Source organism: Streptomyces sp. NPDC058375, assembly GCF_042723425.1.
In the GTDB taxonomy this organism is placed as follows: Bacteria; Actinomycetota; Actinomycetes; order Streptomycetales; family Streptomycetaceae; genus Streptomyces; species Streptomyces durocortorensis.
The window spans coordinates 1-6,772 of record NZ_JBHXJG010000325.1; the positions used below are offsets into that span (position 1 = coordinate 1).

The window sequence follows — 6,772 nt, forward strand, 5'->3', positions numbered from 1 at the left end:
GCCTAGGACTTGTCGGCGGGCTTTGCGGCGCCCTCGGCGAGAGAGGCGGCCGGCTCGGCCGCCTCCGCCGTCCCACCCGCGTCCTTCGTCTCCGGGGCGTCCGGTGCGTCCGCCGTCGGCGCGGTGCGGCCGCCCAGGCCGGGCAGCGGCCAGTGGCGGTTGACCAGGAACACCGCGCCGGCCAGGACCACCAGCAGACCGCCGATGATCGCCAGGGCGATCCCGACCCCGCTGGAACCCTTCGAGCCCGAGGCGTGCGTGGCCTCCGCCTGGCTCCCCGTGCCCTGGTCCGCGCCGGCGGCGGGCACCGCGCCCTTGCCGCCGGTGGCGGTCCCGGTGTCCACGGACTTCGGCGGCACCAGCTGGCCGACCGGGGTCACCTTGCCGCTCGCGGCGAAGCCCCAGTCGAGGAGGTGGGCGGCCTCCTTGTAGACGGCGTGGCTCTCCTCCGCCGCCGGGTTCATGACCGTGACCAGCAGGACCTTGCCGTTGCGCTCTGCGACGCCGGTGAAGGTGTTGCCCGCGTGGGTGGTGTAGCCGTTCTTGACGCCCGCGATGCCCTGGTACGGATCCACGCCGATGTCCCCGGTGATCAGCCGGTTGGTGTTCGAGATCTCGAACGACTCGCGCTTCTTCCCCTTCTTCTTCTCGCCGGGGAAGTCGGCCGACGCGGTCGCCGCGTACTCGCGGAAGTCCTTCTTCTGCATCCCGCTGCGGGCGATCAGCGTCAGGTCGTACGCGCTGGAGACCTGGCGCGGTGCGTCGTACCCGTCCGGCGAGACCACCACGGTGTCCAGGGCCTGGAGCTCCTCGGCGTGCTTCTGCATGGCGGCCACCGTCTCCGGGACACCGCCGTACATCTCCGAGAGCACGTGCACCGCGTCGTTGCCCGACCGCAGGAACACCCCGAGCCACAGGTCGTGGACCGTGTAGGTGTGGTCCTCCTTGACCCCGACGAGGCTGCTGCCCTCGCCGACCCCCGCCAGCTCGTCCTCCGACACCTTGTGGGTCTCGGTGGGCTGGAGTGCGGGCAGCACCGTGTCCGCGAAGAGCATCTTCAGGGTGGAGGCCGGCGGCAGCCGCCAGTGGGAGTTGTGCGCCGCCAGGACGTCCCCGTTCTCCGCGTCCGCGACGATCCACGACCGGCCCGACAGCTTCTTCGGCAGCACCGGCGCCCCCGGTCCCAGGTTGACCTGGGTGCCGGCCTTGCCGAGCTGCTCCCCGCCGAGGCTGGACATCGTGCTCGGCGGCTTGGGCTGTTTGTCGTCGCTCTTGTCCTTGTCGGCCGCCGCGGCGGGACTGAGAACGAAACCGGACAACAAGGCGGCGGAGGTGACCGTGAGGGCGATCTTTTTCAGAGCAGGCACGGTCGGAAACGTACAGGGCGAAGATGTGGATGAGGACCCGGACCGGCTGACCCGCCGCAGGGAACGCCGGGACGGCCCCGTTCGGGCGTCACCCCGGAGGAGGGGACCGGAGGGCGGCGGTGATACTGGACCCATGAAGCTCAGCCACCGCGTGTCCTGGTTCCTGCTCGCGTTCGGGGTGTGGAGCTGGTTCATCTGGATCACTTTCGTCAAGAATCTGTGGCAGGACGGCAGTGGCCTCGCCTTCGACGACGCGGGTGATCCGACCGGCTACTTCTGGGTGCACCTGCTGCTCGCCATCACGTCCTTGTCTCTGGGGACGGCGGTCGGCGTGATCGGGTTGCGCGGAGTCCGGGCTTTGCGCGACAAGCGCGCATGACGACGGGAACATGGGGAAGCTCGGATGGCAGCAGTGGTCTTCGCTCTGGTGGCGCTCGTGGTGCTGGCGCTGCTCGGCGCCGTGCACCGGTATCTGTGGCGGCGTTTCGTCGGTGACACCACCGCACCGGGCAGCGCGCTGCGCCGGGTGGGCACCGTCGCCGCCTTCGTCCTGCCGCTGCTGAGCGTCGGCGCCATGACGTCCGGCCGGGTGGGCGCCCCCTTCTGGCTCCAGCAGGTGCTGGCCTGGCCGGGCTTCCTGTGGCTGGCCTGCCTGCTCTACCTGACGCTGGCGCTGCTCGTGGGCGAGGTCGTACGCCCGGTGCTCCTGCGGGTCCTCGCGCGGCGCGACGCGCGGGCCGCCGGGGCCGAAAGCGGAACGGCTTCCGGAAGCCTCGCCGAGGCCCCGGACGAGACCCGTCCCCGTACCGAAGAGCTGGTGCCGTCCCGGTCCGCCGGGGCCTCCTCCCCCTCGGAGGCGGTGGCGCGTACGGTGGCCGATCCCGTGGCGGAAACGGAACCGGAATCGGGATCGGGATCGGAACCAGCGGCGAAACCGGCTGCCACCGCCCCGGAGGCCTCCGCCCCGGCCCCGGCTTCGGCAGAGGCCGCCACCCCCGGCCCCTCCCGCCGCCTCTTCGTCTCCCGGGTCGTCGGCGGCGCGGCGGCCGCCGCCGGGCTCGCCACCGTCGGGTACGGCACGCACAACGTGCTGAGCGGGCCGAGCGTCAAGCGGATCACCGTCCCGCTGACCAGACTGCCCCGCGCCGCCCACGGCTTCCGGATCGCCGTGGTCAGCGACATCCACATCGGCCCGATCCTCGGCCGCGCCCACACCCGCCGGATCGTCGACACGATCAACGCGACCTCGCCCGACCTGGTCGCCGTCGTCGGCGACCTCGTCGACGGGTCCGTCGCGGACCTGGGCTCCGCCGCCGAACCGCTGGCCGCCCTGCGCGCCAGGCACGGCAGCTACTTCGTCACCGGCAACCACGAATACTTCTCCGGTGCCGAGCAGTGGGTCGATCACGTCCGCGAACTCGGCCTGATCCCGCTGGAGAACGCCCGGGTCGAGATCGAGGGCTTCGACCTCGCCGGCGTCAACGACATCGCGGGCGAGACCGAGGGCCAGGGGCCCGACTTCATCCGCGCGCTGGGCGACCGGGACCGGGGCCGCGCCGCCGTCCTGATGGCGCACCAGCCGGTCGTCATCCACGACGCCGTCGAGCACGGCGTCGACCTCCAGCTCTCCGGCCACACCCACGGCGGACAGCTCTGGCCCGGCAACCTCCTCGCCGAGCTGGCCAACCCCACCGTCGCCGGCCTCGAACGCTACGGCGACACCCAGCTCTTCGTCTCGCGCGGCGCGGGCGCCTGGGGCCCGCCCGTCCGGGTGGGCGCCCCGGCCGACATCACCGTGGTGGAGCTGGCCTCCCGTCAGGCGTAACGCTCCGTTGCGGGTGCGCCGGTCCGGCGGCGTCCGGCCCGGCATCATGAAATCCACACCGAAGGGTCACCGTCAGCGACGGGAACCCGCTGGTGGGAGACGCGAAACAGCCTTTTCGGACAGGGCTTCCCGCACGTGTCCAGCAAAAGGCTGTGAGCGCCCCATTTACTCTTCCAGATGTGAAAATCGTGTGATTGGGTAAGCGCGAACATGCGGCGACGTGCGCGTCACAAACGCGACCGCCGTGGTGGGGCTGGTAAGGGAGAGCACGGCAATGCGGTCGGTCCGGGTACGGATTCTCGCGATTCTCGCGGTATTGGTCATAGCGGGCGTCGGTGCCTGGCAACTGCTCCCGTCGGGGGAGGCGAAGACCGACGCGATCACGGTCGGGACATCGGACGTCGTCACCTCGCTCGACCCGGCCGGCGCCTACGACGCGGGCTCCTGGGCGATCTACAGCAACATCTACCAGTCGCTGATGACGTTCAAGCCCAACGCCGTCACACCCGAACCGGACGCCGCCGAGAGCTGCGGGTTCGTCGGGCAGAAGCTCCAGACGTACCAGTGCAAGCTCCGTGACGACCTGACCTTCTCCAACGGCCGCAAGATCACCGCCGAGGACGTCAAGCACTCCTTCGACCGGATCTTCCGGATCAAGTCCGAGGTCGGCCCCGCGGGTCTCTTCCCCACCCTCAAGACGGTGACGACCGAGGGCCGCACGATCACGTTCAACCTGTCCGGCAGGGACGCGACCTTCCCGCAGAAGATCGCCACCGGCGCCGCAGCGATCGTCGACCCCACCAAGTACCCCGAGGACAAGCTCCGTCCGGGCAACGAGGTGGACGGCTCCGGCCCGTACGTCCTCAAGTCGTACGAATCGGGGAGCCGCGCCGAGCTGGTCCCGAACCTGAAGTACCGGGGCGCGCTCAAGAAGACCGGCGAAGCGGTCAACATCCGCTACTTCAAGACCTCCGAGGAACTCCAGACGTCCTGGGACAACGACGAGGTGGACATCGCCCACCGCCAGCTGCCGTCCGAGACCCTCGCCGACCTCGACGTCAACGACCCGGACGTGCGGGTGACCGAGGCGGCCAGCGCCGAGATCCGCAACATCATCTTCAACTCCCGGACGGACTCGCCGTTCGGGGAGAAGAAGGTCCGCCAGGCCGTCGCCGCGCTCCTCGACCGGGGCCCGCTGGTCCGGAAGGTCTACCAGGGCACGGTCGACCCGCTGTACTCGCTGATCCCCACCGGCTACATCGGGCACAGCACCCCGTTCTTCGACGCCTACCCCTCCTCCGACCCGGCGCGCGCCAAGCAACTGCTGGAGCAGGCCGGGGTGCAGACGCCGGTCGCCATCGACTTCGCCTACCGCGAGGGCGACATGTACACCAAGGAGACCGCCGAGCTGCGCCGTCAGCTGGAGAAGGACGGGCTGTTCAAGGTCTCGGTCCAGGCCGTGGAGTGGACGAAGTACCAGAAGGAGTACGCGGCCGGTAAGTACGACATGTACACCGTCGGCTGGTTCCCCGACTTCCCGGACCCCGACACCTTCAGCCAGCCGCTCGTCGGCACCGGGAACGTCCTGCACAGCGGCTACTCCAGCAAGAAGATGGACCAGCTGATCGCGGCCACGCAGCAGTTCAGCGACCGCAGCCGGACCTCGAACGACTTCAAGGAGATGCAGTCGCTGGTCGGCGAGGACGTCCCTTTGCTGCCGCTGTGGCAGAAGAAGGACTACGTCGTCGCCAAGTCCGAGGTCGCCGGCTCGCAGTACCTCTCCGACGGCACCGGCACCTGGCGCCTGTGGGAGCTCAGCCGGATCTGACGGACCCGCCCCGGCCGACGCGGCCTGGGCGCGGGGTCAGTCCGACGGCCGGGGCGTCTTCGCTCCGGCCGTCTCCGTACCACCCGGCAGGAACTCCACCAGCAGCCCGTGGATCTGCCGCACCAGCGGTCGCAGCACCCGGAACCGGGAGAGCGCGATGGCCCGCGCGGCGATCGGCGCGGTGCGCTCGACCAGCCGGCGGCTGCGCTCGGCGTCCTCGCTGCGGTCGTACACCCAGAACAGCACCAACCCCATCTGCATCAGCCACATCACCTGCGGCAGCAGCGGGGCCAGTTCCGGGTCGCTCTTGACGTCCGCCCCGGCGATGCAGCGCTCGTGGATGGAGATCGCCGCGTCGCGGGCGGCCGCCGAGTCCTCCGAGAACGGGGAGAGCGGGCTGTCCGGATCCGCCGCGTTCTTGAAGAACTGGGCGGCGAAGCGGTGATACGGCTCAGCCACGTCCAGCCAGCCCAGCAGCACGCCCCTGATGCGTACGGTCAGATCGCCGTCGCCCTCCAGCACGGGCCGGACCGCCGCCGCGTGTTCGCCGGCGATCCGGTCGTAGAAGCCCTGGACCAGGTGCTCCTTCGAGGAGAAGTAGTAGTAGGCGTTCCCGACCGAGACGCCCGCCTCCTGGGCGATGGCCCGCATGGTCGTCCGGTCGTAGCCCCGCTCCGCGAAGAGCCGGAGCGCCGTCTCGAGAATCAGCGTGCGGGTCTGCTCGCTCTTCGCGGCCTTGGCCGGCTTCTTCTCCTGCACGTTCTTCTCTTCCTTCACCACGGGCCCAAGGTTAGCGGGGGCCCCACGGGCCGCCGGGCGGGGCGGCGCACTCGCGGGCCCCGGGGGCGCAGGGCGGGACGGCCGTCGAGCGGTAGCGGGCGGCGGCCAGCACGGTCCCCCGGGCGAAGGGCCGCCCGGCGGGGGTGGTCAGCCAGTGGGCCCTGGAGCGGTACTTGGCCAGCGCCCACAGGCAGACGATCCAGGCGTCCGTCTCCCGGTAGACCTGCCCCAGGTCGCCGACCACGGTGATCTCCCGGAGCGTCGCCGTGTGGTCCAGCTCCGGGAACCGCCGCCGCGCCTCGGGCGACCCCGCCGGTACGAGGTCCAGCGGCACGAGCTGCCGCTGCCGCTGGAGCCAGCCCCGCAGATGGACGCAGAGCGGGCACTGCGCGTCGTAGAGCACGGTCAGCCGGCGTACGGGGGCGGGCGCGGTCACCGGACTCACTGCCCCGGCGCGGGCGCGGGCGCGGCCCACGGGCCCTGGGGCCCGGGAGGCGTCCAACCCTGCGGCGGGACCGGCGGGGTCTGCTCGCGCTCCAGGGCGCTGCGGCGGCGGATGCGGCTGAGCACCCACACATTGCCCAGGTGCATCACGCCGAGCACCAGCAGGACGACGCCGACCTTCACCGAGAGGGCCTCGAACAGCTCGCGGGCGTCGGCCACCCCGTCGGCGTATCTCAGGTACAGCGTGACGAACCCGAGGTTGACCAGGTAGAAGCCGACCACCAGCAGGTGGTTGACGGCGTCGGCGAGCTTTTCGTTCCCGTGCAGCACATCGGCGAGGAAGATCCGCCCGTTGCGGCTGAGCGTGCGGGCGACCCAGACGGTGAGCGCCACGCTGATCAGCAGGTAGATGACGTACGCGACAACAGTGAGGTCCATGCCCCACCCTCCCTTGAACGCGTTCAAAAATACTCTCGGGCATGACTGTAGACCCCTTCTTGAACATGTTCAAGAAGGGGTCTACAGCCA

Annotated in this window: 7 protein-coding genes; 3 read left to right on the forward strand and 4 right to left on the reverse strand. The window is 70.4% G+C overall.

Going from position 1 to position 6,772, the window contains the following annotated elements; translation table 11 throughout:
- Positions 1 to 2: 2 nt before the first annotated feature.
- Positions 3 to 1,367 (reverse strand): D-alanyl-D-alanine carboxypeptidase family protein, encoded by a 1,365-nt coding sequence (locus ACFWM7_RS32205; protein WP_383267472.1) that lies wholly within the window; start codon positions 1,365 to 1,367, stop codon positions 3 to 5.
- 133 nt (positions 1,368 to 1,500) lie between these two features.
- On the opposite strand from ACFWM7_RS32205, the gene ACFWM7_RS32210 reads away from it, so the two are divergent.
- The 3 genes from ACFWM7_RS32210 to ACFWM7_RS32220 all read left to right on the forward strand — a co-directional run bounded on the left by ACFWM7_RS32210 (position 1,501) and on the right by ACFWM7_RS32220 (position 5,020).
- Positions 1,501 to 1,746, forward strand: a complete 246-nt coding sequence (locus tag ACFWM7_RS32210) for an SCO4848 family membrane protein (protein ID WP_383267475.1) — start codon at positions 1,501 to 1,503, stop codon at positions 1,744 to 1,746.
- A 33-nt stretch (positions 1,747 to 1,779) separates the two neighbouring features.
- Positions 1,780 to 3,192, forward strand: a complete 1,413-nt coding sequence (locus ACFWM7_RS32215) for a metallophosphoesterase (protein WP_383267488.1) — start codon at positions 1,780 to 1,782, stop codon at positions 3,190 to 3,192.
- Positions 3,193 to 3,466: 274 nt separating this feature from the next.
- Positions 3,467 to 5,020, forward strand: coding sequence for an ABC transporter substrate-binding protein (locus ACFWM7_RS32220; RefSeq protein WP_383267491.1), 1,554 nt, complete (start codon positions 3,467 to 3,469; stop codon positions 5,018 to 5,020).
- A gap of 36 nt (positions 5,021 to 5,056) precedes the next feature.
- Here the strand turns inward: ACFWM7_RS32220 and ACFWM7_RS32225 are convergent, their stop codons facing one another.
- The 3 genes from ACFWM7_RS32225 to ACFWM7_RS32235 are packed head-to-tail and all read right to left on the reverse strand — an operon-like array spanning position 5,057 to position 6,682.
- Positions 5,057 to 5,800, reverse strand: a complete 744-nt coding sequence (locus ACFWM7_RS32225) for a TetR family transcriptional regulator (RefSeq protein WP_383267478.1) — start codon at positions 5,798 to 5,800, stop codon at positions 5,057 to 5,059.
- A gap of 10 nt (positions 5,801 to 5,810) precedes the next feature.
- Positions 5,811 to 6,245, reverse strand: coding sequence for a thiol-disulfide oxidoreductase DCC family protein (locus ACFWM7_RS32230; protein WP_383267482.1), 435 nt, complete (start codon positions 6,243 to 6,245; stop codon positions 5,811 to 5,813).
- Positions 6,242 to 6,682 (reverse strand): hypothetical protein, encoded by a 441-nt coding sequence (locus tag ACFWM7_RS32235; protein WP_383267485.1) that lies wholly within the window; start codon positions 6,680 to 6,682, stop codon positions 6,242 to 6,244. The genes ACFWM7_RS32230 and ACFWM7_RS32235 overlap by 4 nt, the downstream gene beginning before the upstream one ends.
- Positions 6,683 to 6,772 lie beyond the last annotated feature (90 nt).

What these genes read in the sequence shown, in the direction of transcription:
- ACFWM7_RS32235 (WP_383267485.1), bottom strand. Translation starts at nt 6,682, where the DNA reads ATGGACCTCACTGTTGTCGCGTACGTCATCTACCTGCTGATCAGCGTG.
- ACFWM7_RS32210 (WP_383267475.1), top strand. Translation starts at nt 1,501, where the DNA reads ATGAAGCTCAGCCACCGCGTGTCCTGGTTCCTGCTCGCGTTCGGGGTG.
- ACFWM7_RS32220 (WP_383267491.1), top strand. Translation starts at nt 3,467, where the DNA reads ATGCGGTCGGTCCGGGTACGGATTCTCGCGATTCTCGCGGTATTGGTC.